At 32.3% G+C, this 22,385-nt stretch carries 24 protein-coding genes and 1 riboswitch; of the genes, 17 read left to right on the top strand and 7 right to left on the bottom strand.

What is annotated here, in order from left to right; genetic code table 11:
- Positions 1-11: 11 nt before the first annotated feature.
- Both B4E95_RS00655 and B4E95_RS00650 read left to right on the top strand, forming a co-directional pair.
- Complete coding sequence (locus B4E95_RS00655; RefSeq protein ID WP_225540721.1) at positions 12-1,421, top strand: radical SAM protein; 1,410 nt, start codon at positions 12-14, stop codon at positions 1,419-1,421.
- Between the two features lie 28 nt (positions 1,422-1,449).
- Entirely contained in the window at positions 1,450-2,028 is a 579-nt protein-coding gene (locus B4E95_RS00650; protein WP_291058883.1) for an SGNH/GDSL hydrolase family protein, read from the top strand.
- A 3-nt stretch (positions 2,029-2,031) separates the two neighbouring features.
- Here B4E95_RS00650 and B4E95_RS00645 read toward each other — a convergent pair whose 3' ends face one another.
- Positions 2,032-2,235 carry a hypothetical protein gene (locus B4E95_RS00645; protein WP_291058868.1) on the bottom strand — a complete coding sequence of 68 codons (204 nt, stop codon included), beginning with the start codon at positions 2,233-2,235 and terminating at the stop codon, positions 2,032-2,034.
- Between the two features lie 148 nt (positions 2,236-2,383).
- Positions 2,384-2,511, top strand: a riboswitch (FMN riboswitch).
- Positions 2,512-2,642: 131 nt separating this feature from the next.
- On the opposite strand from B4E95_RS00645, the gene ribB reads away from it, so the two are divergent.
- The 4 genes from ribB (at position 2,643) to B4E95_RS00625 (ending at position 5,433) form a co-directional block, all read left to right on the top strand.
- Entirely contained in the window at positions 2,643-3,305 is a 663-nt protein-coding gene (ribB, locus tag B4E95_RS00640; RefSeq protein WP_225540593.1) for a 3,4-dihydroxy-2-butanone-4-phosphate synthase, read from the top strand.
- Between the two features lie 152 nt (positions 3,306-3,457).
- A complete protein-coding gene (locus tag B4E95_RS00635) occupies positions 3,458-4,711 on the top strand; it encodes an MFS transporter (RefSeq protein WP_291063909.1) in 1,254 nt (417 codons plus the stop codon).
- A 92-nt stretch (positions 4,712-4,803) separates the two neighbouring features.
- Entirely contained in the window at positions 4,804-5,097 is a 294-nt protein-coding gene (locus B4E95_RS00630; RefSeq protein WP_291089099.1) for a hypothetical protein, read from the top strand.
- Between the two features lie 6 nt (positions 5,098-5,103).
- Entirely contained in the window at positions 5,104-5,433 is a 330-nt protein-coding gene (locus tag B4E95_RS00625) for a hypothetical protein (RefSeq protein WP_291089096.1), read from the top strand.
- A gap of 49 nt (positions 5,434-5,482) precedes the next feature.
- Here the strand turns inward: B4E95_RS00625 and B4E95_RS00620 are convergent, their stop codons facing one another.
- Entirely contained in the window at positions 5,483-6,328 is an 846-nt protein-coding gene (locus B4E95_RS00620; protein ID WP_291089093.1) for a glycoside hydrolase family 25 protein, read from the bottom strand.
- Between the two features lie 88 nt (positions 6,329-6,416).
- On the opposite strand from B4E95_RS00620, the gene menA reads away from it, so the two are divergent.
- The 3 genes from menA to B4E95_RS00605 all read left to right on the top strand — a co-directional run bounded on the left by menA (position 6,417) and on the right by B4E95_RS00605 (position 9,778).
- Complete coding sequence (gene menA, locus B4E95_RS00615; protein ID WP_291089090.1) at positions 6,417-7,343, top strand: 1,4-dihydroxy-2-naphthoate octaprenyltransferase; 927 nt, start codon at positions 6,417-6,419, stop codon at positions 7,341-7,343.
- A 17-nt stretch (positions 7,344-7,360) separates the two neighbouring features.
- Positions 7,361-8,041, top strand: coding sequence for a metal-dependent hydrolase (locus B4E95_RS00610; RefSeq protein WP_286500855.1), 681 nt, complete (start codon positions 7,361-7,363; stop codon positions 8,039-8,041).
- A gap of 105 nt (positions 8,042-8,146) precedes the next feature.
- Entirely contained in the window at positions 8,147-9,778 is a 1,632-nt protein-coding gene (locus tag B4E95_RS00605) for an ABC-F family ATP-binding cassette domain-containing protein (protein ID WP_291063896.1), read from the top strand.
- A 48-nt stretch (positions 9,779-9,826) separates the two neighbouring features.
- Here B4E95_RS00605 and B4E95_RS00600 read toward each other — a convergent pair whose 3' ends face one another.
- Positions 9,827-10,411, bottom strand: a complete 585-nt coding sequence (locus B4E95_RS00600) for a PhnA domain-containing protein (protein WP_291089087.1) — start codon at positions 10,409-10,411, stop codon at positions 9,827-9,829.
- 111 nt (positions 10,412-10,522) lie between these two features.
- On the opposite strand from B4E95_RS00600, the gene B4E95_RS00595 reads away from it, so the two are divergent.
- Positions 10,523-11,374, top strand: coding sequence for an ATP cone domain-containing protein (locus B4E95_RS00595; RefSeq protein ID WP_291089084.1), 852 nt, complete (start codon positions 10,523-10,525; stop codon positions 11,372-11,374).
- A 41-nt stretch (positions 11,375-11,415) separates the two neighbouring features.
- On the opposite strand, the gene B4E95_RS00590 is transcribed toward B4E95_RS00595, so the two are convergent.
- Positions 11,416-11,883 carry a DUF4268 domain-containing protein gene (locus tag B4E95_RS00590; RefSeq protein WP_291089081.1) on the bottom strand — a complete coding sequence of 156 codons (468 nt, stop codon included), beginning with the start codon at positions 11,881-11,883 and terminating at the stop codon, positions 11,416-11,418.
- A 117-nt stretch (positions 11,884-12,000) separates the two neighbouring features.
- On the opposite strand from B4E95_RS00590, the gene B4E95_RS00585 reads away from it, so the two are divergent.
- From B4E95_RS00585 to B4E95_RS00575, 3 genes are all read left to right on the top strand, one after another.
- Positions 12,001-12,486 (top strand): TlpA family protein disulfide reductase, encoded by a 486-nt coding sequence (locus tag B4E95_RS00585; protein WP_291089078.1) that lies wholly within the window; start codon positions 12,001-12,003, stop codon positions 12,484-12,486.
- Between the two features lie 74 nt (positions 12,487-12,560).
- On the top strand, positions 12,561-13,016 hold the full coding sequence (locus B4E95_RS00580; protein ID WP_291089075.1) for a hypothetical protein: 456 nt from the start codon (positions 12,561-12,563) through the stop codon (positions 13,014-13,016).
- A 1-nt stretch (position 13,017) separates the two neighbouring features.
- A complete protein-coding gene (locus B4E95_RS00575; protein ID WP_291089072.1) occupies positions 13,018-13,917 on the top strand; it encodes an MBL fold metallo-hydrolase in 900 nt (299 codons plus the stop codon).
- 31 nt (positions 13,918-13,948) lie between these two features.
- Here the strand turns inward: B4E95_RS00575 and B4E95_RS00570 are convergent, their stop codons facing one another.
- Both B4E95_RS00570 and B4E95_RS00565 read right to left on the bottom strand, forming a co-directional pair.
- Positions 13,949-14,716 (bottom strand): GH12 family glycosyl hydrolase domain-containing protein, encoded by a 768-nt coding sequence (locus B4E95_RS00570; RefSeq protein WP_291089069.1) that lies wholly within the window; start codon positions 14,714-14,716, stop codon positions 13,949-13,951.
- A 61-nt stretch (positions 14,717-14,777) separates the two neighbouring features.
- Positions 14,778-15,719, bottom strand: a complete 942-nt coding sequence (locus B4E95_RS00565; RefSeq protein ID WP_414647130.1) for an NAD(P)H-dependent flavin oxidoreductase — start codon at positions 15,717-15,719, stop codon at positions 14,778-14,780.
- A gap of 169 nt (positions 15,720-15,888) precedes the next feature.
- Here B4E95_RS00565 and B4E95_RS00560 point away from each other — a divergent pair, with 169 nt between their 5' ends.
- From B4E95_RS00560 to B4E95_RS00550, 3 genes are all read left to right on the top strand, one after another.
- Positions 15,889-16,110: a DUF2795 domain-containing protein gene (locus tag B4E95_RS00560; RefSeq protein WP_019976296.1), complete on the top strand. Its 222-nt coding sequence runs from the start codon at positions 15,889-15,891 to the stop codon at positions 16,108-16,110.
- A 128-nt stretch (positions 16,111-16,238) separates the two neighbouring features.
- Positions 16,239-19,361, top strand: a complete 3,123-nt coding sequence (gene secA / locus B4E95_RS00555) for a preprotein translocase subunit SecA (RefSeq protein WP_291089066.1) — start codon at positions 16,239-16,241, stop codon at positions 19,359-19,361.
- A gap of 113 nt (positions 19,362-19,474) precedes the next feature.
- A complete protein-coding gene (locus B4E95_RS00550; protein WP_291089063.1) occupies positions 19,475-19,975 on the top strand; it encodes a YqiA/YcfP family alpha/beta fold hydrolase in 501 nt (166 codons plus the stop codon).
- Between the two features lie 62 nt (positions 19,976-20,037).
- On the opposite strand, the gene B4E95_RS00545 is transcribed toward B4E95_RS00550, so the two are convergent.
- Positions 20,038-21,684, bottom strand: coding sequence for a dipeptidyl-peptidase 3 family protein (locus B4E95_RS00545; protein ID WP_291089060.1), 1,647 nt, complete (start codon positions 21,682-21,684; stop codon positions 20,038-20,040).
- A 66-nt stretch (positions 21,685-21,750) separates the two neighbouring features.
- On the opposite strand from B4E95_RS00545, the gene B4E95_RS00540 reads away from it, so the two are divergent.
- A complete protein-coding gene (locus B4E95_RS00540) occupies positions 21,751-22,326 on the top strand; it encodes a hypothetical protein (protein WP_291089057.1) in 576 nt (191 codons plus the stop codon).
- The last annotated feature ends 59 nt before the right edge of the window (positions 22,327-22,385 follow it).

Raw genomic sequence — 22,385 nt, 5'->3', positions numbered from 1 at the left:
AAACTCATACTATGCCAGTTAGAAATTATACGTATTACGATTATACAATTTCACTTTGTCCAGAATGTTTAAAACGTGTTGGTGCAAAAATTATTATCGAGGACGAGAATGTTTTTATGACAAAATGTTGTCCAGATCATGGTTTCTTCAAAACAAAAATAGCAACGGATGTCGATTATTATAAAAACATAAGAAATTATAACAAAGCTTCGGAAATGCCTTTGCATTTTGGGACGGATGTCGAATATGGTTGTCCGTACGATTGTGGTTTGTGTGTCGATCACGAGCAACATTCGTGTTTATCAATTGTTGAGGTGACGGATCGATGCAATTTAACTTGTCCAACTTGTTATGCCATGTCATCGCCACATTACGGTTCTCATCGTAGTTTGGAGCAGATTGAAGCGATGTTTGATACAATTGTAAAAAATGAAGGTGAGCCAGATGTGGTGCAAATTAGTGGCGGAGAGCCAACAATTCATCCACAATTTTTTGAGATTATGGAAATTGCAAAATCAAAACCGATTAAACACTTGATGTTGAATACAAACGGAATTAGAATTGCTAATGATTCAGGTTTTGCCGAAAAATTAGCGACTTATGCACCCGAATTTGAAGTTTATTTACAATTTGATTCATTTAAAAAAGAAGTTTTAGAAGATTTTCGAGGAAAAGATTTGACAGATGTTCGAATGAAAGCTTTAGAAAAATTGAATGAATTAAATCTTTCTACAACTTTGGTTGTTGTTCTTCAAAAAGATAAAAATATTGATGAAATTGGGAAGATTATTGATTTTGCGCTCAAACAAAAATGTGTGCGTGGCGTGACGTTTCAACCTGTCGAAATTGCGGGAAGAAATAGAGAAGATTCTTCTCACGAAAAAATTACATTGACAGAAGTTCGTCAAGAAATTATTGATCAATATCCACTTTTTAATTCAGATGATATTATTCCGGTTCCGTGTAATCCAGATGCTTTGGCGATGGGTTATATGCTGAAATTGAATGATGAGGTAATTCCGCTTACACGTTATATAAATCCTGCGGATTTGTTGAATAACGAATCTAAAAATACAATTGTCTACGAACAAGATGAACAATTGAAAGTACAATTATTAGACATTTTTAGTACAGGAATTTCTGTTGATAAAGTGCAACCAAAAGTGAATCAATTACTTTGTTGTTTGCCAGAAGTTTGTGCGCCCGAATTGGATTTAGATTACGATAATTTGTTCCGAATAATCATTATGAATTTTATGGATGCACATGATTTTGATGTTCGCGCCGTAAAAAAATCTTGCGTACATATCGTCAACAAAGAGTTGAAATTAATTCCATTCGAAACAATGAATTTATTTTATCGAGACGAAAAAGCTGCTTATTTGGAGGAATTAAGAAAAGAGGATAAAGTGTTGTTTTAGATGATGATGACAAACTGCTTATTTTTTGGTGATAGTATTCTACGGAGAATATGACGGAGTTTTGGGAGGTTATGTAGAAATTTTGAAACGTTATTGTCATACAGAATTTTATAACAACAATGCAAATGAAGTCAATTGTTTTAATCTCGGAATAGGAGGTGAGACAACGGAAGGTTTAATGAACCGATTTGAAGTTGAGACAAAAGCACGTCTTTCTCCTGACGAAAATTTAGTTTTCTTTTTTTATGGCGCAAATGATTTAGAATTGGTTTCATTCGCTAATTTTGAATCAAATCTTTTTGAAGTAATTTCTCAAGCAAAAGAATTTACACCTAACATTTATGTGATAAGTATTTTACCAATTTCTAAAAAAGTAGATGGAATAAAAATTCCAGATCGTAAATTTCGTACGACTCAAAAAATTGAATTATACAATCAAAAGCTAAAAGAATTAGCACTTCAAAATCAAATAGAATTTATTGATATTTTCTCACGTTTTAATTCAACTAAAGAAGAATTTCTTTCAAAATATGGTATTCATCCAAATGAAAAAGGATATCAATTTATCGCAAATCAAATAAAACCGATTGTTGAGAAATATTTGTAAAGTCTATTTTTGTTGAATTTGACTTCTGTAATATGGAATGATATAATCTTTAAAAAATAAAAAAGTCATTGATCCAGCTATACACGTAAAGGGTGCGTTTTGGCTTGTTCCAGTTGGTGAGATATAAGAAATTAATAATCCAACTAAATATCCGCATAAAGCGTAATAACCAACTTTCAGAACTATTTTTAATGCTTTGTTTTTCATTTTATTAGTGTTTTAATAAAGATATGGTTTTTATTGATAGTAGACAAAATAATCTTTATTCATTATAAATAACTCATTTTGGTTTTGTAACTTTGTCCACGAAAGTTTATGGTAATTTTTCAAATAAAAAATTAGTATTAACAAACGAAATTTTCTTCGGGGCAAGGCGAAATTCCTTACCGGCGGTTATAGTCCGCGACTCCTTTAACTTTGTTATGGGACTGATTTGGTGAAACTCCAAAACCGACAGTATAGTCTGGATGAGAGAAGAAAATTGAACACAACAGAAAGTCATGAGTGATAAGAGTTAAGTTCTGAGTAAAAAACTCATGACGCACATCTTTGAACTTATTACTTAACAATGTGTTTCGCCCTGAAGTGATGTTTCATGATAAAACAAAAATCAAATGAAAACAATCACACAATTTGGCTCAACAGCCAATGAAAGAATTGCAAATGCAATTAAAGATCTACAAAACGGAAAAGGAATTTTATTAATTGATGATGAAAACCGCGAAAACGAAGGTGATATCATTTTTCCTGCTTCCACCATTACAGCACCAGATATGGCTTTATTGATTCGCGAATGTAGCGGAATTGTTTGTCTGTGTATTTCGAAAGATAAAGCAAATGAGTTGGAGTTAAATCCGATGGTTGAGAATAACAATTCGCGTTTTCATACAGCATTTACAGTTACGATTGAGGCAAAAGAAGGTGTAACAACTGGTGTTTCTGCTGCGGATCGTGTACAAACGATAAAAACGGCAATTCATCCTCAAGCAAAACCGACTGATCTTAATCGTCCTGGACATGTTTTTCCTTTAATTGCTCGTCCAAAAGGCGTTATGGAGCGACGAGGACATACGGAAGGAAGCATTGATATTGTGAAATTGGCAGATTTGGGAAATGAAGCAGTTTTATGCGAATTGACAAATGTTGATGGTACAATGGCGAAAGTTCCTCAAATTATAGATTTTGCCGAAAAACATGAAATGACAGTTTTGACAATTGAGGACATTTACGAATATCGTCTTCAATTAGAGGAGAAAAAACAATTACAATTCGCTTAAATTAAACAATAAAATACATCATAAACTTTCAAAAATCTTCGGGTAGAAATACACGAAGATTTTTTTGATTTTATACAAATTTATTATCCAAAATCAAGGTAGTTTTGAATAAAATCAATGTACATTTAAAAACTTAAAATTCAAATTACAAAATGACATCAGAGGAGAAAATTCCATCCGTTTGGAAAAATAAAGAATTTATTCCATTCATATTTTTAAGGTTTTCTTTAATCTTTGCTTTATTCATTCAGAGTACGTCTGTTGCGTACGAAATTTTTAAAGTCACTCAGAAAGAAATTTTTCTTGGATTAATTGGTTTAGCCGAGTTTTTACCAATTCTTTTAACTGCTTTTTATGCGGGACAATTGGTCGATAAATTGGATAAACGGATGATCTTGGTACGAAGTATTGGTTGTTTTATGACCGCTTCTTTTGTGTTGATGATTGTTAACTTTCCGTCTGTTAGAGAAGCAATCGGAATTCCTGTTTATTTGGGAATCTGTTATTTTGCATTTTTCATTTTAGGATTGACAAGATCCTTTAGCGGACCAGCTTTATTTGCTCTTTTAGCCTTAGTTGTCCGTAAAGAAAATTACACAAAAGCAATTCCGCTTTCGTCTTCTGCATTTATGATTGGATCAGTTTTAGGGCCTTTGGCAGGAGGAGTTATTTTAGCAAAATTTAGTATTGAAGCCGCTTTGATAACCGCTTTTACAATTATGTGTATTTCGATGGTGATGATATTATTAATTTCTAAAAAACCAGCAGAAATATCAGAATCAGAATCGACAGAATCGCCAATGACACGTATCAAAGAAGGTTTGAGATTTATTTGGGGAACGCCAATTATATTAGCTGTTTTGAGTTTGGATATGTTTGCGGTTTTCTTTGGTGGAGCAGAATCGTTGTTACCAGCTTTCGTTGAAAAAGTATTGAATCAAGGTTCTGAAGCTTTTGGTTTATTACGTTCAGCGCATGGAATTGGATCGATTATAATGATGTTTTTCTTGTCGATGATTCCAAGTTTATTAAAAGGAAATGTTGGACCAAAATTATTGGGAGCAGTCGCAATGTTTGGTATTTGCATTATATCTTTCGGATTTAGTCAAAATCTGTATTTATGTTTTGTGATTTTGATGTTTGGAGGTGCTTTTGATGCAATTTCGATGGTGATTCGTCAAAGTATTTTACAAATTAAAACGCCCGAAAATTTGAAAGGTCGTGTTTCATCTGTCAATTCAATATTTGTAAGTTCTTCTAACGAATTAGGAGCTTTAGAAAGTGGAATTGCTGCAACATTTTTAGGATTAGTTCCTGGAATTATTTTTGGCGGAACAATGACAATTTTAATCGTAATTTTAATTGCATTTTTCATCAAACCTATTCGAAAAGTAACCTTAGAATAAAATATTAAGATTGAAAGAAGTAAAGGTTTTAAAATAAAGGAAAGCGAATCAATTGATTCGCTTTTTTGTTATCTTTAAGAAAATAATTATCAATGAAATCTATTGTTTGCTTTTTACTTTTAGGATTTGGTTTGTTGAGTTGTGAGCGAGGATTATCGCAAGAAGAACGCGATAAATTACATCAAGATTCTATTCATCAAGAGATGTTGGCAATGGGAATGAATGCAGATTCTTCGTTTTCTTATAGAAAGTATGAGAAGGATTTAGAAAAAAGTTTTGAAGAGCATTCTGTAAAACCTGATTTGATTTTTATCCCTTTTTCTGATTATCAATTTATTTTTTACAACGATTCTGTTAGATATTTTTATGATAATAAGTTTCCTTAAGATAACATGTGTGGAACTGAAGCGTTACAAAATTCTAATGATAAAAAAATAACGGAGTTATTTAAAGTGACTAAGAAAGATTTGGTAAAATTAAATGATAAATCAATATTAGATTTGGTAAAGAATTTAGAAAATGAGATTGTAAAATCTGATAAAAGAGTAACAAATGTTTTAGGCGTAAATAAAGATTCAATTAAAAGTAAAGAGCTTCAAAAATTAAGAAATTATTTGATAAATACTAAATTACGTTATATTTACCGTCCACTTTCAACGCGCGAGCGTTTGGTAGCTGATGCTAAGTTTAAAAATACTTCCGAAGATTTTTTTCTAAAATAAATTGGGATAGTGCTTATCACGAGGATTACAAGAAGTTTTATTCAGAGAACTAAAGCGTCAATCCTTCCAAATCATCAATGGTTCCGTTGTAGATATTCACATCAACTTTATAACGTTTTATACCATCTATGGTTGCTTTTTCGGTAAATTGCCAGAAATCCCAATGACCTTTCATTTCTTGCACCCAAAAATTGTAATTGGCAATCCAGATAATATAACCATCAAAATGGTTTTGTAAATAATCTTCGAAATATTTGTCCGACGTATAAATAATCGGTTTGATATCGTAATGCTCTTCAACAATTTTGCACCAATTCTTGATTCCTTCCACCAAACGATCCATAGATTGTGTTCTCGGTAAGGTTTCAATATCCAAAACTGGAGGCAAATCACCATTTTCTAATTTTACTTTTGCAATAAAATTCTGTGCTTGTAAAGTCGAATTTTCGTCTGGACGATAAAAATGATAAGCGCCACGCAAAATATTATTCTTTTTCGCACCTTCCCAATTATCCTCAAAAGTCTCATCAATAGACGAAGTTCCCATTGTAGAACGGATAAAAGCAAAATTTATCGGATACAAATTGTAAATCGTATGCATTTTCGTCCAATCAATTTTTCCTTGATAATGCGAAACATCAACACCAAAAGTTTTGAGATAATATTTATCCATCACCTCAATATTTCGGATATCAAATTTTGTAACTTTATCATCAACCAATTTTTCGCCTTTCAACGATTTTTCTACAACCGAAAAATAGTAATGAATACCATGGCGATAACGATACGCAAAATAAACAACACACAAAATCAGCAAACTAATTACATAGGTCGAAAGTTTGATTTTTTTTAATGTATTAAAAATAGATTGTTGTGTTTTCTTTTTACGAGGCATTTTAGTAGTTGAAATAGATAAATTCTATGCAATATTACTTCAATTTTCGATGATAAAAAAAGTAAAATCTTCATTATCTTTGTTCAGTATGAAAAAATGGATATTAGCCGCAAGGCTTCGCACATTACCACTTTCTTTGAGTGGATTATTATTGGCTGGATTTATTGCAAAATCAGAAGGAATCTTTCAAAATGATATATTTTTCTTATCACTTTTAACAACTTTGGCTTTCCAAATTTTATCAAATTTCGCGAACGATTATGGCGATGCGGTAAAAGGAACGGACGCAAATAGAGTAGGAGAACAGCGAGCTGTAGCATCTGGATTGATAACTCAAAACCAAATGAAAGTTGCCATCGGTATTATGGTTGCGATTTCTTTAGCTTGCGTTGCAGCATTGTTGTATGTATCTTTTTATCCAAATGATATGAAATACATTTACATTTTTCTTGGCTTAGGTGTTGCGTCTATTTTTGCAGCAATGGCTTATACAATGGGTAAAAAACCATACGGATATATTGGTTTAGGTGATGTTTTTGTGTTCTTATTCTTTGGGATTTTAGCTGTTGCAGGTGGAGAATTTTTATATTCTAAAGTTTTTCAATGGCAAATTTTATTACCTGCAGCTTCGATGGGATGTTGGAGTGTAGCAGTGCTAAATTTGAACAATATGCGTGATGTGAAAAATGATGTCAAAAACAGTAAAATTACCGTTGCATCAAAATTAGGTTTTCAAAAAAGTAAATATTACCAAATGGCTTTAATGACGATTCCGTTCGCATTAAGTGCATTATATGTAACGATGTCACCTCTAAAAGCAGGTAAATTATCTGGTTTTGTATTTTTAATTTTAATCTTTTTTGCAAATGCTATTCGTCGTCAAATTTTTGCAGTAAAAGATCCAAAAGATTTCGATCCATTTTTGAAACAAGTAGCAATGTTAGCTTTATTTTTCGCTGTATTGTTGGGATATAGCTTAATCGGTTTCGATTTTATTGATACTTTAATTCGTTAATTACAAAAAAATATATAATGAAAATTCAATACTTAGGACATGCCTCGCTTGCGATTGAAGCAAACGGTAAACACATTGTTGTTGATCCATTTATTACACCAAATGAATTAGCAAAAAACATCGATTTCGAAAGTTTAAAAGCAGATTATATTGTTATTACACATGCGCATCAAGATCATGTGTATGATGTGGAAGAATTGGCAAAACGTACAGGAGCTTTGATTATTTCGAATGCAGAAATTGCTTCTTATTATTCGGAAAGAGGTTTGAAAGCACACGGAATGAATACGGGTGGTAAATTTAGTTTTGATTTTGGTTCGATTCAATCGACGATTGCATTTCATTCGAGTTCATTTGCTGATGGAACGTATGGAGGGGATCCGAATGGTTACATTATCGAAAGTGAAGGAAAGCGTGTTTACATCGCTGGTGATACAGCTTTGACGTACGAAATGAAGTTGATTCCAGACACAATTGGACAACTTGATTTAGCAATTTTACCAATCGGAGACAACTTTACGATGGGTGCAAAAAGTGCTTCTATTGCTGCTGAATATGTGCAAGCAACTAAGGTTTTGGGTTATCATTACGATACATTTCCACCAATTAAAATTGATAAAGCAGAAGCAAAATCTATTTTCTTTTCGCGTCATATTCAATTGATTTTATTAGAAATTGGCGAAGATTTAACGGTTTAAGAAATTCTTTACAATATATAAAAGCTCGAGATAATCTCAAGCTTTTTTATTGATTTGATCTCGGTTGAAAAAGATTATCTTTGCCGCAATTATTCGATAAAATTTATGATTACAGTTAATGATATTGCCGTTCAATTCGGTTCTTCAACGTTGTTTAGTGGAGTTAGTTTTGTGATAAATGAAAATGACAAAATTGCCTTAATGGGTAAAAATGGTGCAGGAAAATCTACTTTACTTAAGATTGTTGCAGGAATCAATAAACCTTCTTTGGGAAATATTTCAGCGCCAAAAGATGCGGTAATTGCTTATTTACCACAACATTTGTTGACCGAAGATAAATGTACTGTTCGCGAAGAAACGTCGAAAGCTTTTGCTGAATATTTATCAATGAAAAATGAAATTGATGAATTAAATGAGCAGTTAACTGTACGAACTGATTATGAAAGTGATGATTATATGAAGTTAATCGAACGCGTTTCGGAAGTCAGTGAAAAATTTTATTCGATAGAAGAAGTAAATTACGAAGCCGAAGTGGAAAAGGTTTTGAAAGGAATGGGATTTGCGCAAGAAGATTTGGATCGATCAACTTCTGAGTTTTCGGGAGGTTGGCGTATGCGAATCGAATTGGCTAAAATTCTTTTGTGTAAACCAGATTTGATTTTATTAGATGAGCCTACAAACCATTTGGATATCGAATCTATTCAATGGTTAGAGGATTTCTTGAAAAATCAAGCCAAAGCTGTTATGGTGATTTCGCACGATCGCACATTTGTCGATAATATTACGAATCGTACAATCGAAGTGACAATGGGACGAATTTATGATTACAAAGCCAAATATTCTGACTATTTAGTGTTGCGTCAAGATCGTAGAATTCATCAGCAAAAAGCTTATGATGAACAACAAAAATTCATTGCTGAAAATAAATTATTTATTGAACGTTTTCGTGGAACTTTCTCTAAAACAGAACAAGTGCAATCGCGCGTTCGTATGTTAGAAAAGCTAGATATTATCGAAGTTGATGAGGTTGATACTTCAGCTTTGAAATTGAAATTTCCAGCAGCAGCTCGTTCGGGACAATATCCTGTTGTAGTCGAAAATTTAGATAAAACGTATGGTGATCATATTGTGTTTAAAGATGCAAATATGGTGATTGAACGTGGTCAAAAAGTGGCTTTGGTTGGAAAAAATGGTGAAGGAAAATCGACAATGATTAAAGCTATCATGAATGAAATTGATTTCGATGGAAAATTAGAAATCGGACATAATGCGCAAATCGGATATTTTGCTCAAAATCAAGCTGCTTTGTTAGATGAAGATTTAACCATTTTCGAAACTGTAGACCGCATTGCAGAAGGTGATATCAGAACACAAATCAAAAGTATTTTGGGTGCGTTTATGTTCAAAGGTGATGATGTCGACAAGAAAGTAAAAGTGCTTTCTGGTGGAGAAAAAACACGTTTGGCAATGGTGAAGTTATTGTTAGAACCTTATAATGTCTTGATTTTAGATGAGCCAACAAATCACTTGGACATGAAAACAAAGGATATTATCAAAGATGCATTGAAAGAATTTGAAGGAACAGTAATTTTAGTTTCCCACGATCGTGATTTCTTAGATGGATTGGCAGAAAAAGTTTTTGAGTTTGGAAATAAACGTGTCAAAGAACATTTTGAAGATATCAAAGGTTTCTTAGTAACAAAGAAAATGGAAAACTTGAAAGAAATAGAAAAGTAAATTGAATTTTAATAAAACAAAAAAATCCACTCAACTGAGTGGATTTTTTTATGCTTGCTTCTTCACGAACTTCGTTAAAATAACGATTAATTGTCCGTCAACTTTTCCTTCAATTTGTTCGGTATTATCATGAACTAAACGAATATTTCGTACAGCAGTTCCAATTTTTGCATTGATAGAAGAACCTTTTACATCCAAATCTTTAATCAATGTCACCGTATCTCCATTCACCAAAATATTTCCGTTGCTATCCTTGTGCAAATTAACACTTCCGTCACCTTCGTGATCACCAGATGCTTTTGCCCACTCCATATTTTCGTCATCTAAATACATCAAATCCAAAGCATCAGCAGCCCAAGATTCGTTTCTAAAACGATTCAACATTCGCCAAGAAAGCACTTGTACGGCAGGAACTTCGCTCCACATAGAAGAAAGTAAAAATGATTCCCAAAAAGATGCATCTAATTCCTCTTTCTTTTCAATTTGGTTGATACATTTTTGTGTTATGTAGACATTTCGATCAGGATTGCTACTCGCATCAGGATTCACTTCATAAATATCCAAATTTTCTGTAACTCCCGTCAATTCGCATTGGTTACCACTTCTTTCTTGTAAAAATGTATCTAATTTCATGTATTGATTTTAAAACTTTTGCAAAGATAACCTTTATTTAGAATTTAAACTTTTGAGGTATTTTAATCAGAATTATTTAAATTCGTTAAGAATAAAATTCAACCTTAAAATATGTTAGTAAAGAAAAACTCGGGCGAGTTAATCCCATATGATCCAAAAGCTTTAAAACGTTCATTAACGAAATCTGGCGCAAAAAAAGAGGAAGTTGAAGAGGTTTTCGAATTAGTTTCGAAAGATCTTTACGATGGAATTCTGACCAGAGAATTGTATCGTATAGCTTTTGCTCATCTCAAAAATTATAGAAATTCTTATGCAGCGCGTTATAGCCTAAAACGAGCTTTGCGAGATTTGGGACCAGAAGGATATTATTTCGAAAAATGGATTGAAAGAGTGATGCAAGCAGCAGGATATCAATCGTTGCATTCGGAAATTGTGCAAGGAAATGCGGTGACGCACGAAATTGATGTGGTGGCTTCTAAAGGAGATCAATTGCTTTTCTGTGAATGTAAATTCAGAAATGACGAAGATGCCAAAATTTCGGTGACAACGCCGATGTATTTTTTATCGCGAATGAAAGATGTAGAAAGCCATACGTATCATTTTTTTGGACGAGATATGAAACCAACAAAAGGTTTCTTGGTAACGAATGCGTATTTAACGACGGATAGTATAGATTTTGCAAATTATTATGGAATTGGATTGATTTCTTGGGATTATCCTGAAACAAATAGTATCAAATATTTGGTTGATAATGCGGCTTTGTATCCAATTACGTGTTTAACGACTTTGACGCCAGAGCAAGAAAAAGTTCTTTTATCGAAAGAATGTATTTTGGTGAAAGATTTACAACAAAATAATAAGTTTTTAGATTCATTAAACTTGTCTAAAGAACAACGAAACGAAGTTTTGGAAGAAACAAATGAATTATTAGAAATCGAGAATTTTACGTGCGAAATTGCTTAAACTGAAATAAAAAAGAAGCTCAATATTGAGCTTCTTTTGCTTTATAATTCTTTGAAAATCTCAAAACTATCTTTGTGATCGCACCAAAATTCGTCCAAATTAATCATTCGATTTTTTAGAAACGAAATAATTTGCGGCCAATCAGTCTCTCTAAAAATACTAATGTTTTCTAAACGCATTTTTATCGTCGAAATCATTTTTCCGTCTTCGTCATAATCTTCTTTTGTCCAAATCCATTTTTCGCCAAGATAACTTTCCAAAACATTTTCATATTCCTCAAACTGTTCATAAATCATCAGTTGAACGGACGGATCTGGGTGCGAAATTTCAATAGAAACCTCTGCAAACTTACGTTCGACATCCGTTCTAAAATAAACACCTTTTACATCCGTTTTGTAATTTATCCAATTAATACGCGTTCCTTCGGCATTCATCTGCAATTTCATATACGTTCCATACGAAATCCAAAAATTCTTTTTTATGCGATAAGCATCTTCTTTTGAAAACAAATTGATTATTTTTTTACAAAAATCGGTTTAATATTCTATTCAACAAAATTTCGAGAAAAATAGCTTGGATTGATTCTTGTTCTATTACATTTGAATAAATATTTTTAAAAAGTAAATATGAAACTATTTTCTTTCCTTGGTTTAATGGGAATTTTGGCTTTTTCTACTGTAAATGCACAATCTGTAGAAACGGTGAAATATGAAACTTTGCACGAAAAAATAGCAAATTATAAAGATCAAATTGTGGTGGTTAATTTTTGGGCAACGTGGTGTGCGCCTTGTGTGGAGGAGATTCCAGCGTTTATGGAAATTAATGAAAAATACAAAGACAATCCTAATTTCAAGATGTTGTTGGTTTCGTTGGATCGACCAAAAATTATCGATAAAGTAAAGAAATTTATGCTTGACAATAAGATAAATGCGGAAGTTGTTTTGTTAGATGATACCAAACGAATGAATGAATGGATTCCGTCATTTGATCCGAAATGGGCAGGAAATATTCCTGTGACAATTATTTACAATAAAGGCGAGAAAAAGGTTTTTCATGATCAAGCCATGACAAAATTCGAATTAGAAGATTACATTACCGAATATCTTAATTAAACGATAAAACTCCTGAAAATACTTTTAGGAGTTTTTTATTTTTTGTAAGTTTATGTCAACATAAAACTACAAAAATGAATAAAAAACATATCAGAAAAGATGTTATTCAACATCTCATTCAACTAAAACAAGATGAAATAAATGCTTTAAAAGAATCTGAACGAATCTATGCAGAAGGTGCAGATTTGGATGAAGAATCAAGTTTAGAATTAGACGATTTTGCACAACAAAGTCAGTCGACAGATGCGGCGAGAAGTTTACGAATTCGTATCAATCAAGCAACCGAAGATTTAGAAAATTTCAAAGCGTTAAAACCTGAGTTGGTTGACGAAATTACAGAAGGAAATGTTGTGTTTACCGATAAAGTGAATTTTGTAATTGGTTTATCTTTCAAAGATTTTGAATGGGAAAATAAAAAGTTTGTTGGAATTAGTACGCAAGCGCCTATTTTTGATGCTTTAGTTGGAAAACAAGCTGGAGATAAATTCGAATTTAACGGAATCAATTATACCATAGACGAAATATTATAACATGCCAAAAATACATACAATCGATCTTAATTTCCAGAATGAAAACGAAGCAATCGCAACTTATTTAATCGAAACAGAACAAGGACCGATTTTAGTTGATCCAGGACCTTATTCTACTTTCGAGAATTTGAAAGCAGGAATAGAAGCGTTAGGTTGGCGAGTAATCGATATCGAAAACATATTAATTACACATATTCATTTTGATCACGCTGGTGCTGCATGGAAATTTACAGAACATGGCGCAACAATTTTTTTAAATCCGATTGGTTTACCGCATCTAAAAAATCCTGAGAAATTGTGGGAATCTGCAAAAATGATTTATGGTGACGATATGGATCGTTTGTGGGGAGAAATGAAACCAATTGACGAAGAATATTTGGTTGGTTTGGCAGATGGACAAAGTGTGGAGTTTGGTGATGCTGTTTTTCAGACTGTTTATACGCCTGGACATGCTGTTCATCACAATGCTTATGTGTTGGACGATGTTATTTTTACAGGTGATGTAGCGGGGGTGAAGATAGAAAATGGACCTGTTTCGCCTCCTTGTCCGCCGCCAGATATTAATATTGAGTTGTGGAAAGAATCGATTGCTAAATTGAGAAAAATTAATGCAAAAGGAATTTATCCGACGCATTATGGTTATCACGAAGATTTAGAAAATCATTTTGATCAATTAGAAAAAGCTTTAGATGAATGGTCTGCTTATATAAAACCAATGTATGATGATAAAATTCCGACCGAAGAAATTGTGCCTGTTTTTGTCGATTATGTCACAAAAAACTATAAAGATTTAGGTTTAACAGAAGATCAAATTCAGGTGTATGAATATGCCAATCCATGCTGGATGTCTGTAAATGGACTAATGCGTTATTGGAAATTAAAAAAACAAGGAAGATTATAAAACGAAAAGCTGTCAAATTTGACAGCTTTTTTTATTCTATTTTTAATTCATATTGTTCAACCAAAATATTTCCCGTAGAATTTAATATTTCAGTTCCAAATTCAAACGAAGATAAATAGACGTTTTGCCCAATATAATTTCGTTTATTCATCTCATTTATCAACTCCATCACATTTACTTTTCCCGAAGTTCGTTTTTCTTTTCGCACAAAAGCAATATAATCCCAGCTTGTTTTCAAATCTTTTTTGATGATATGACTTCTGTAAATATCATATTGTCCAAATGTGGTAAAAATATTTCCAACTTTTTTTCCAAAAGGCTTGAATTTATTGTAATCTTCCCAAATCATAATTTCAATTCCGATGTTTTGTAGAGCGACTTTTGGCGAATTGTGCAACCAAAAATCAAAAGCTAAATTATATTTTTTGTCATTAACTTCTAACTTTGCTTTATACTCAACTTCAAAAGTTTTTACCTCACTTATATTCTTGAAATAATTATCAGTTTTAATGTCAACTAAATTAAACCAAGCACTTTCTCCAAACCAAATTTCAGGATAACCAACTACACCATATTTCTTGCCAGGCGTTTCCCATTTCCAACCAGCTGCTGTGTTAGTAGTGAAAATTGATTGGGAATAAACACCTTTTTTTATTTTGTGTTCGCCCCATTTATTGTTGTTAATTTCATATTTCTGCCATTTTATGGTTGCTCCATTTTCTGACTTTTTTTGATCAGATTGTTGACCAAAACCAATAATTGAAAAAGAGAAAAATAAAATATTTAAAAGTTGTTTCATCATTTATGTTAATTAAAAAAGGATGCTTTTGCATCCTTGTAAAAATATGGAATTGTGATGATTATAATCGAATTAATTTATCTTTTGCAACTTGATAATCTACTAATAAATCGTCGAAAACTTCTGCAACAGTCGCAATAGAATCTATTAATGACGAAACTTGACCAATTTCTAATTCTCCATTTACCAAATCGCCTTCAAACATTCCTTTCTTAGAACGTCCTCTACCCAAAAGTTCTTTCAATTCTTCTGCGGTTGTGCCTTGTTGATATTTTTCTTGAACTTGAGTATAAAATTCGTTTTTAATTAAACGAACAGGAGCTAATTCCTTTAATGTAAGTTGCGTATCACCTTCTTGAGTATTTACAATCACATCTTTGAAAGCTTGATTAGCAGAAGATTCCTGAGTTGCAGCGAAACGAGAACCAATTTGTACTCCATCTGCACCTAACGCAAATGCTGCCAAAATTTGAGAACCTGTTCCAATTCCTCCAGCAGCAATTAACGGAATATTGATTTGACGTTTCACATTCGGAATAAGACAAAGTGTAGTCGTTTCTTCTCTGCCATTATGTCCACCAGCTTCAAAACCTTCTTCCACGACAGCATCCACTCCTGCATCTTGTGATTTTTGTGCAAATTTGGCACTACTGACAACATGTGCAACAGTTATTCCTTCTTTTTTTAAAGTTTCTGTCCACGTTTTTGGGTTTCCGGCAGAAGTAAAAACAGTTTTTACACCTTCCTCCACAATAATTTGCATAATTTCTTCAATATTTGGATAAATCATTGGAACATTAACGCCAAAAGGATGATTTGTAGCAGCTTTACATTTCTTTATATGCTCGCGTAAAACATCAGGATACATGCTTCCAGCACCTATTAAACCTAGTCCTCCAGCATTACTTACAGCTGACGCTAATCGCCAACCGCTATTCCAAATCATACCACCTTGAATAATTGGGTATTTTATTGCAAATAATTTTGTTATATTCGTGTCCATTTTTCTATATTTAGGGATAAAAATAATTAAATCTAAAAGAAGAAAAAATTTAATTTTAACATAAATACTGACAGTTTGACTTTGGCAGATTATTTGATTTGCAAAAAATCAAATTTTAGAAAATAAATTAGAGTTTAATTATCTCTACTAATAATAAAAAATATAAGCTATGTATTGGACTTTAGAATTAGCATCTTATTTGAGTGATGCACCTTGGCCAGCAACTAAAGATGAATTAATCGATTACGCAATTCGTACTGGTGCACCTTTGGAGGTGGTAGAAAATCTACAATCTATTGAGGATGAAGGAGATTCTTACGAAAGCATTGAAGAAATTTGGGCTGACTATCCAACGGACGATGATTTCCTTTGGAACGAGGACGAATATTAAAAATAAAAAAGCCCAAATTGGGGCTTTTTTCGATTCTATAATCTATAACTAACATAGTTAACGTATATTTGCATTTTAATTAGTCTCAAATATATTGTGGCTAATTTTGACGAAGAACGCAGAAAAATATGAATATTTTAAACAAAATTTTACAAGGTTTCTTAGGTGATAAGAATGCTAAAGATGTAAAAGAATTACGAAAATATGTTGACTTAGCGAATGAAGCTGGTCAAAAGCTTAGTTCATTATCAATTGATGAATTAAGAGGACAAACTTTAGAGTTTAAAGCTAAATTAGCTGATGCAACTAAAGATTTTAAAACTCAAATTGAAGAGTTAAAAAAACAAGTTGAGGAAACAGAAGATTTTGGTGTAAAAGAAGATTTATACGCTAAAATAGATAAAATCAATAAAGAAGCATACGAAGTCGAAGAGAAGATTTTATTAGAAATCTTGCCAGATGCTTTTGCTGTAATGCGCGAAACAGGAAAACGTTTTACTGAAAACGAAACGTTAGAAGTGACAGCTTCTGAGTTTGATAAAGTTTTGGTAAATCGTGGACACGATTTCGTTTCTCTTAAAGATGATAACACTGCAATCTGGAAAAACTCTTGGGATGCAGCTGGTCGTCAAGTAACATGGGATATGTCTCATTACGATGTTCAGTTTATTGGTGGTACGGCTTTACACTTAGGTCGTATTGCGGAGATGCAAACAGGGGAAGGTAAAACGTTGGTTGCAACTTTACCAATTTACTTAAATGCATTAACTGGTCGTGGAGTTCACTTAGTAACGGTGAATGATTACTTGGCAAAACGTGATATGGCGTGGATGCGTCCAATTTTCTCTTTCCATGGTTTATCAGTAGATTGTATCGATAATCACCAACCAAACTCTCCAGGTCGTCGCAATGCGTATGCATCTGATATTGTTTATGGAACAAATAATGAATTTGGTTTCGATTATTTACGTGACAATATGGCAAACACTCCAGATGCTTTGGTACAACGTGAATTAAATTTTGCGATTGTCGATGAGGTCGATTCAGTTTTAATTGATGATGCTCGTACACCATTGATTATTTCTGGTCCAGTTCCACAAGGAGATCGTCACGAATTTGATGTATTAAGACCAAAAATTGATCGTTTATATCAAATGCAACGTGAGATGTTAGGAAAAACATTGAACGAAGCAAAAACATTATTCAAACAAGGAGATTTAAAAGAAGGTGGTTTCAAATTATACCAAGTTTACCGTGGTTTACCAAAATACAAACCATTAATCAAATTCTTATCTCAAGATGGTATTCGTGCTCAATTACAAAAAACAGAAGCGCATTTTATTCAGGATAATAACCGTGAAATGCCAAAAGTTGATGAGCATTTATACTTTGTTATTGATGAAAAACAAAATCAATCAGATTTAACAGATAAAGGAATTGAGTATTTGTCTAAAGGTATGGAAGATGAAAATTTCTTCATTTTACCAGATGTTTCGACAAATATTGGAGCGATTGAAAATTCAGGAAAAACGAAAGAAGAAATTCTTCAAATGAAAGAAGAATTTTTCCGTGACTTCTCAATCAAATCTGAGCGTATTCATACATTAAGCCAATTGTTAAAAGCATATACATTATTCGAAAAAGATATCGAGTATGTTGTGGTGGAAGGTGAAGTAAAAATCGTTGACGAATCGACAGGTCGTATTATGGATGGTCGTCGTTATTCTGATGGATTGCACCAAGCAATTGAAGCGAAAGAGAATGTAAAAATTGAAGCAGCGACACAAACGTTTGCGACGATTACATTACAAAACTATTTCCGTATGTACAACAAGTTAGGAGGTATGACTGGTACAGCGGAAACTGAGGCAGGTGAGTTCTGGGAAATTTATAAATTAGATGTTGTTTCTATTCCAACAAACCGCCCAATTTTACGTAACGATAAAAACGATATTGTTTTCAAAACAAATCGTGAAAAATATAAAGCAGTAATCGAGGAAATTGTTCGTTTATCTCAAGACGACAAACGTCCAGTTTTAGTTGGTACAACCAATGTCGAGATTTCTGAATTATTATCAAAAGCTTTAAAATTACGTGGAATTAATCACAACGTATTAAATGCGAAATTACATAAAAGCGAGGCTGATATTGTAACAGAAGCTGGTAAACCAGGAGCTGTAACTATTGCAACCAATATGGCTGGTCGTGGTACCGATATTAAATTGACGAAAGAAGTAAAAGAATCTGGAGGTTTAGCAATTATTGGTACAGAACGTCACGATTCTCGTCGTGTAGACCGTCAGTTACGTGGTCGTGCTGGTCGTCAAGGAGATCCAGGATCATCTCAATTCTTCGTTTCATTAGAAGATTCATTAATGCGTTTATTCGGTTCAGAAAGGATTGCAAAATTAATGGACCGTATGGGACATAAAGATGGTGATGTGATTGAACATTCTATGATTACAAAATCTATCGAGCGTGCACAGAAAAAAGTGGAGGAAAACAACTTCGGTATTCGTAAACGTTTGTTAGAGTATGATGATGTAATGAACAAACAACGTGAAGTAATTTATAAACGTCGTCACAATGCATTGTTCGGAGATCGTTTGGAAGTTGATATTGCAAACATGATTTATGATGTTGCAGCTTCTGTTGTAAAATCTAACAAAGATTTCGAAGATTTTGGTCAATATGAATTAGATTTAATTAAATTCTTTACAATGGGAACTCCTGTTACAGAAGATGAATTTAGATCTAAATCAATCAAAGATTTAACAAATATTACGTACGACGCAGCAATTGAAGATTACAAAGCACGTATGAAATATGTTGCAGAAACAGCTTTCCCAGTAATTTCGAATGTTTTCGAAAATCAAGGACATATGTTCTCTCGTATTCAAGTGCCATTTACAGACGGAATTCGTCAAATGACAGTTGTTTGTGATTTGAAAGAAGCATACGAATCTCAAGGAAAAACTTTAATCAAAGATTTCGAAAAATCAGTTGTATTAAGCTTGATTGATGATAACTGGAAAGAGCACTTACGTGATGTTGATGATTTACGTAAAACGTCTCAAAATGCGGTTTATGAACAAAAAGATCCGTTGGTTGTTTACAAACAAGAATCTTTCCATATCTTCCAAAGAATGTTAGACACAGTGAACAAAGAAATTATTTCGTTCTTGTTCAAAGGAGAATTACCAAATACTCAAAAAGAAGAATCTGTAGAGGAAACTGAATCAGTAAACTAAAAAGATTTTTTATATAACTTTAACCCTTTCTGAAATTTTCGGAAAGGGTTTTTTAGTATTTTTACATTAACTACTGAAAGTTTTCAGTATCAAATTATTAAAATTTTAAACAAATGAAATTTGCATACTTACACGGCTACCAAGGTTTTGTAACAGATGAAAAGAGAGAATATTTAGATTCTTTGGGAGAATGTTACGCACCAACAATTGATTACGATAATGCACCAACTTTGATTCAAGATTTGGTAGAATATTTTACAAAAGAACCAATCGAATTTATTGCAGGAACAAGTTTAGGCGGAATGATAAGTTATTATTTGGGATTACTATTAAATGTTCCAGTTTTGATGTTTAATCCTGCTGTAATTGCAGTAGAACGTTTAAAACCATTTTTGCCAGAACAATTATTAAAAGGAATTCCAACACAATCAAATTTAATTTTTACAGGTTTAAAAGATGATGTGATCGAACCAAAATTTCAGATTGAATTTGTAGAAAATCTTCAAAAACAAAACGGAAATATCGAACAAATTTTCGATGCTGAAATGACACATTTAATCACATTAGAAGAATTCGAAAAAGGTTTTGATGCTTTCTTGGAGTTGAAGAAATAACAATTATAGAATAAAAAAAGCCACTTTATAAGTGGCTTTTAATTTTATAGATTTAAAGTATTTTACAATCCTAACATTTTAGGACCTTGTTCGAAAACAACATCAACTGGAATATTTTTCGTTTTCAAGACATCTAAATCTTTTTGTAAATCGTCGTGAATAATTCCTTTATCAGCATATAATTTTTTTACACCATCATAATCTCCATTTCCTTGAAGTGTCAAAATTAATTCTGATAAACCATTCATTGCTTTTTCCATTTTAGCGACATTTACTTTGTAACGACCATTTGCTGTTTTTTCGAAAGCACCATTTTCAGCAAAATAGTTGAACGCAATCATGTTTGCTTGCCCGTGTGCAGAACTTGCTCCAAAACGAACTGAACGTAAGATTCCAGCCAAGAAAGTTACAAAATAATCTTCTTGTGTTCCTGTCAATTCACCTTTTTTCAATAATTGATTCACCATATACAAACCAAGAATATCAGCTTTTCCTTCTTCTAAGGCTGAATTAGCTTCTTTTAAAGCATCGCGGACAGAACCTTTTTTATTTACTGTATTTTTGATTCCTAAACCATGTGCCACTTCGTGAAACATGACATTAGAAAAGAAAGCATCAAATTTGATGTTTTTCTGTTGGCTTTCATCAATCAAAGCAGTCGCAATAGGTGCAAGAATTTTATCAAACTTGGCTTTCATAGCATTTTTTAATTGCAAACGGCGCGTTCCTTTTTCTAGTTGAACTTTTTCATCATTTGGTAAATTAATCGCAATTGTTTTTCCGGCAGTGTTACAATCTCCCGCATAATACACCACATCATACGCATTAAGATCAGAATCAGTTCCAGGAACTTCTTTTTTGTAGTTTGCAGAAACAGGTAAATTCTTTTGTAATTCTGGTAAATATTGAACGAATTTTGCCAATTTCTTCGACCATTCAATATCTTTTACTAAAATATAAGCTGAATAAGAAGTTTTATACCCAAGTAATTGATCTTCATAATTTTCTATAGGACCAACCACCATATCAATGTTTGCATTTTTCATATCCATCCAAGCCAAATCACTTGCATAGAAATCATCACTCATCAAAGCTGCAGCACGTAATTTTAAATAATTTTTAAGTCCAGCATCTTCTGCTAATTCAGAAGCTTTTGTCAAATATTCAGCGGCTTTTGATAATTGATTTTTGAAATTTTCGTTATACGGAATCGAATATAATTTTCCTTCGCGATTACGACGAATAATAGAGTAGGGCGATTTACCATCTTTGATATTCGCTTGTTCAAATTCCTCTTTCGTCATATCAATAGGATAGAAAGTTGCACCAGCAGGTTTTGCACAAATACCGTTTATAAAAGGCGCTTCGTTATTCAATCTATCCCAAGGACCATAATTTATTTTTGCATATTCTTTGGCTTCACCTTTCGTTTCGTCCATCAAATCTATTTTAGCGCCATAAGCTTGTTGCCAAAATAAATCATCCATAATATCAGCTGTTTTGAACATCAAACGTAAAATTTCTTTTTCGTTTTGTGTCAAATGTGATATATCTGTTGTTAACGGAACCTTTGCGTATGATTGATATGCATATTCTTTTGTCATATCAGTTGAGGTTTGAGTTGATTCTTTTACCGCTTTTTGAGTTGAACAAGAGCTTAAAACTCCAGCAAAAGCAATCAATCCCAAGAATATTGATGATTTTTTCATTTTGAATGTTTTGGTAAATTTAAGGAGAAAAATGTTTAAATTTATTGATATTAATATTTGAAATGTATGGCTAAATTTTTATTCATATTTACATTAATTGGTTTATTGTTTTCATGTCAATCTAGATTGAATGGGTTTAGTTTACTAAATCAAGTTAAAGATCAAATTGAACAAAAGAATAACGTGAAAGCGTTGGCTTTATTAAAAAAAGTTGATAAAGCTAATTTTGGATCTTGTGGAAATGCTTATGCAGAAGGTTTAGCTCAAGCAAAGTTATTAGAGTCGATGATTTATAGATCTGAAAATAATTATTCTAAATCATTAAAAGTTTTAGATGATAATTTTAATTGTTCACTTGGCGCTGATTGTAGTACAAGAGATTCATTGAAAGTTGAAAACCTACTTTCTATTTATGGAAAAGATAAAGTAATAAATTCTTTTCATTCAAATAAATTTGAAAGAGATACGGTAGATTATTTTGCTAATACATTTAAAATTAATTTAAAGGAACTTAATTATAATTTTGTTTTTCATAATAGTTCTGAATTTTTTGATGAAAATTATATACCTATAGATCCTTCAAATATAGATTCATTAAATCTAATTATTGAACAGCAAAAATTTTATCAGTTAATCAAATAAAAAAAATCTCAACTTCTACTGAAATTGAGATTTAATCTGGGTGAATGATGGGTCTCGAA

Source organism: Empedobacter sp. UBA7494 (genome assembly GCF_002478465.1).
Lineage (GTDB): Bacteria > Bacteroidota > Bacteroidia > Flavobacteriales > Weeksellaceae > Empedobacter > Empedobacter falsenii_B.
The sequence above is the reverse complement of the archived record's forward strand: the minus strand, read 5'-3'. Positions and strand labels throughout refer to the sequence as shown.

Coding starts and splice junctions, on each gene's coding strand:
- B4E95_RS00655 (WP_225540721.1), top strand. CDS start 12: ATGCCAGTTAGAAATTATACGTATTACGATTATACAATTTCACTTTGT.
- B4E95_RS00645 (WP_291058868.1), bottom strand. CDS start 2,235: ATGAAAAACAAAGCATTAAAAATAGTTCTGAAAGTTGGTTATTACGCT.
- ribB (WP_225540593.1), top strand. CDS start 2,643: ATGAAAACAATCACACAATTTGGCTCAACAGCCAATGAAAGAATTGCA.
- B4E95_RS00635 (WP_291063909.1), top strand. CDS start 3,458: ATGACATCAGAGGAGAAAATTCCATCCGTTTGGAAAAATAAAGAATTT.
- B4E95_RS00630 (WP_291089099.1), top strand. CDS start 4,804: ATGAAATCTATTGTTTGCTTTTTACTTTTAGGATTTGGTTTGTTGAGT.
- B4E95_RS00625 (WP_291089096.1), top strand. CDS start 5,104: ATGTGTGGAACTGAAGCGTTACAAAATTCTAATGATAAAAAAATAACG.
- B4E95_RS00620 (WP_291089093.1), bottom strand. CDS start 6,328: ATGCCTCGTAAAAAGAAAACACAACAATCTATTTTTAATACATTAAAA.
- menA (WP_291089090.1), top strand. CDS start 6,417: ATGAAAAAATGGATATTAGCCGCAAGGCTTCGCACATTACCACTTTCT.
- B4E95_RS00610 (WP_286500855.1), top strand. CDS start 7,361: ATGAAAATTCAATACTTAGGACATGCCTCGCTTGCGATTGAAGCAAAC.
- B4E95_RS00605 (WP_291063896.1), top strand. CDS start 8,147: ATGATTACAGTTAATGATATTGCCGTTCAATTCGGTTCTTCAACGTTG.
- B4E95_RS00600 (WP_291089087.1), bottom strand. CDS start 10,411: ATGAAATTAGATACATTTTTACAAGAAAGAAGTGGTAACCAATGCGAA.
- B4E95_RS00595 (WP_291089084.1), top strand. CDS start 10,523: ATGTTAGTAAAGAAAAACTCGGGCGAGTTAATCCCATATGATCCAAAA.
- B4E95_RS00585 (WP_291089078.1), top strand. CDS start 12,001: ATGAAACTATTTTCTTTCCTTGGTTTAATGGGAATTTTGGCTTTTTCT.
- B4E95_RS00580 (WP_291089075.1), top strand. CDS start 12,561: ATGAATAAAAAACATATCAGAAAAGATGTTATTCAACATCTCATTCAA.
- B4E95_RS00575 (WP_291089072.1), top strand. CDS start 13,018: ATGCCAAAAATACATACAATCGATCTTAATTTCCAGAATGAAAACGAA.
- B4E95_RS00570 (WP_291089069.1), bottom strand. CDS start 14,716: ATGAAACAACTTTTAAATATTTTATTTTTCTCTTTTTCAATTATTGGT.
- B4E95_RS00565 (WP_414647130.1), bottom strand. CDS start 15,719: ATGGACACGAATATAACAAAATTATTTGCAATAAAATACCCAATTATT.
- B4E95_RS00560 (WP_019976296.1), top strand. CDS start 15,889: ATGTATTGGACTTTAGAATTAGCATCTTATTTGAGTGATGCACCTTGG.
- secA (WP_291089066.1), top strand. CDS start 16,239: ATGAATATTTTAAACAAAATTTTACAAGGTTTCTTAGGTGATAAGAAT.
- B4E95_RS00550 (WP_291089063.1), top strand. CDS start 19,475: ATGAAATTTGCATACTTACACGGCTACCAAGGTTTTGTAACAGATGAA.
- B4E95_RS00545 (WP_291089060.1), bottom strand. CDS start 21,684: ATGAAAAAATCATCAATATTCTTGGGATTGATTGCTTTTGCTGGAGTT.
- B4E95_RS00540 (WP_291089057.1), top strand. CDS start 21,751: ATGGCTAAATTTTTATTCATATTTACATTAATTGGTTTATTGTTTTCA.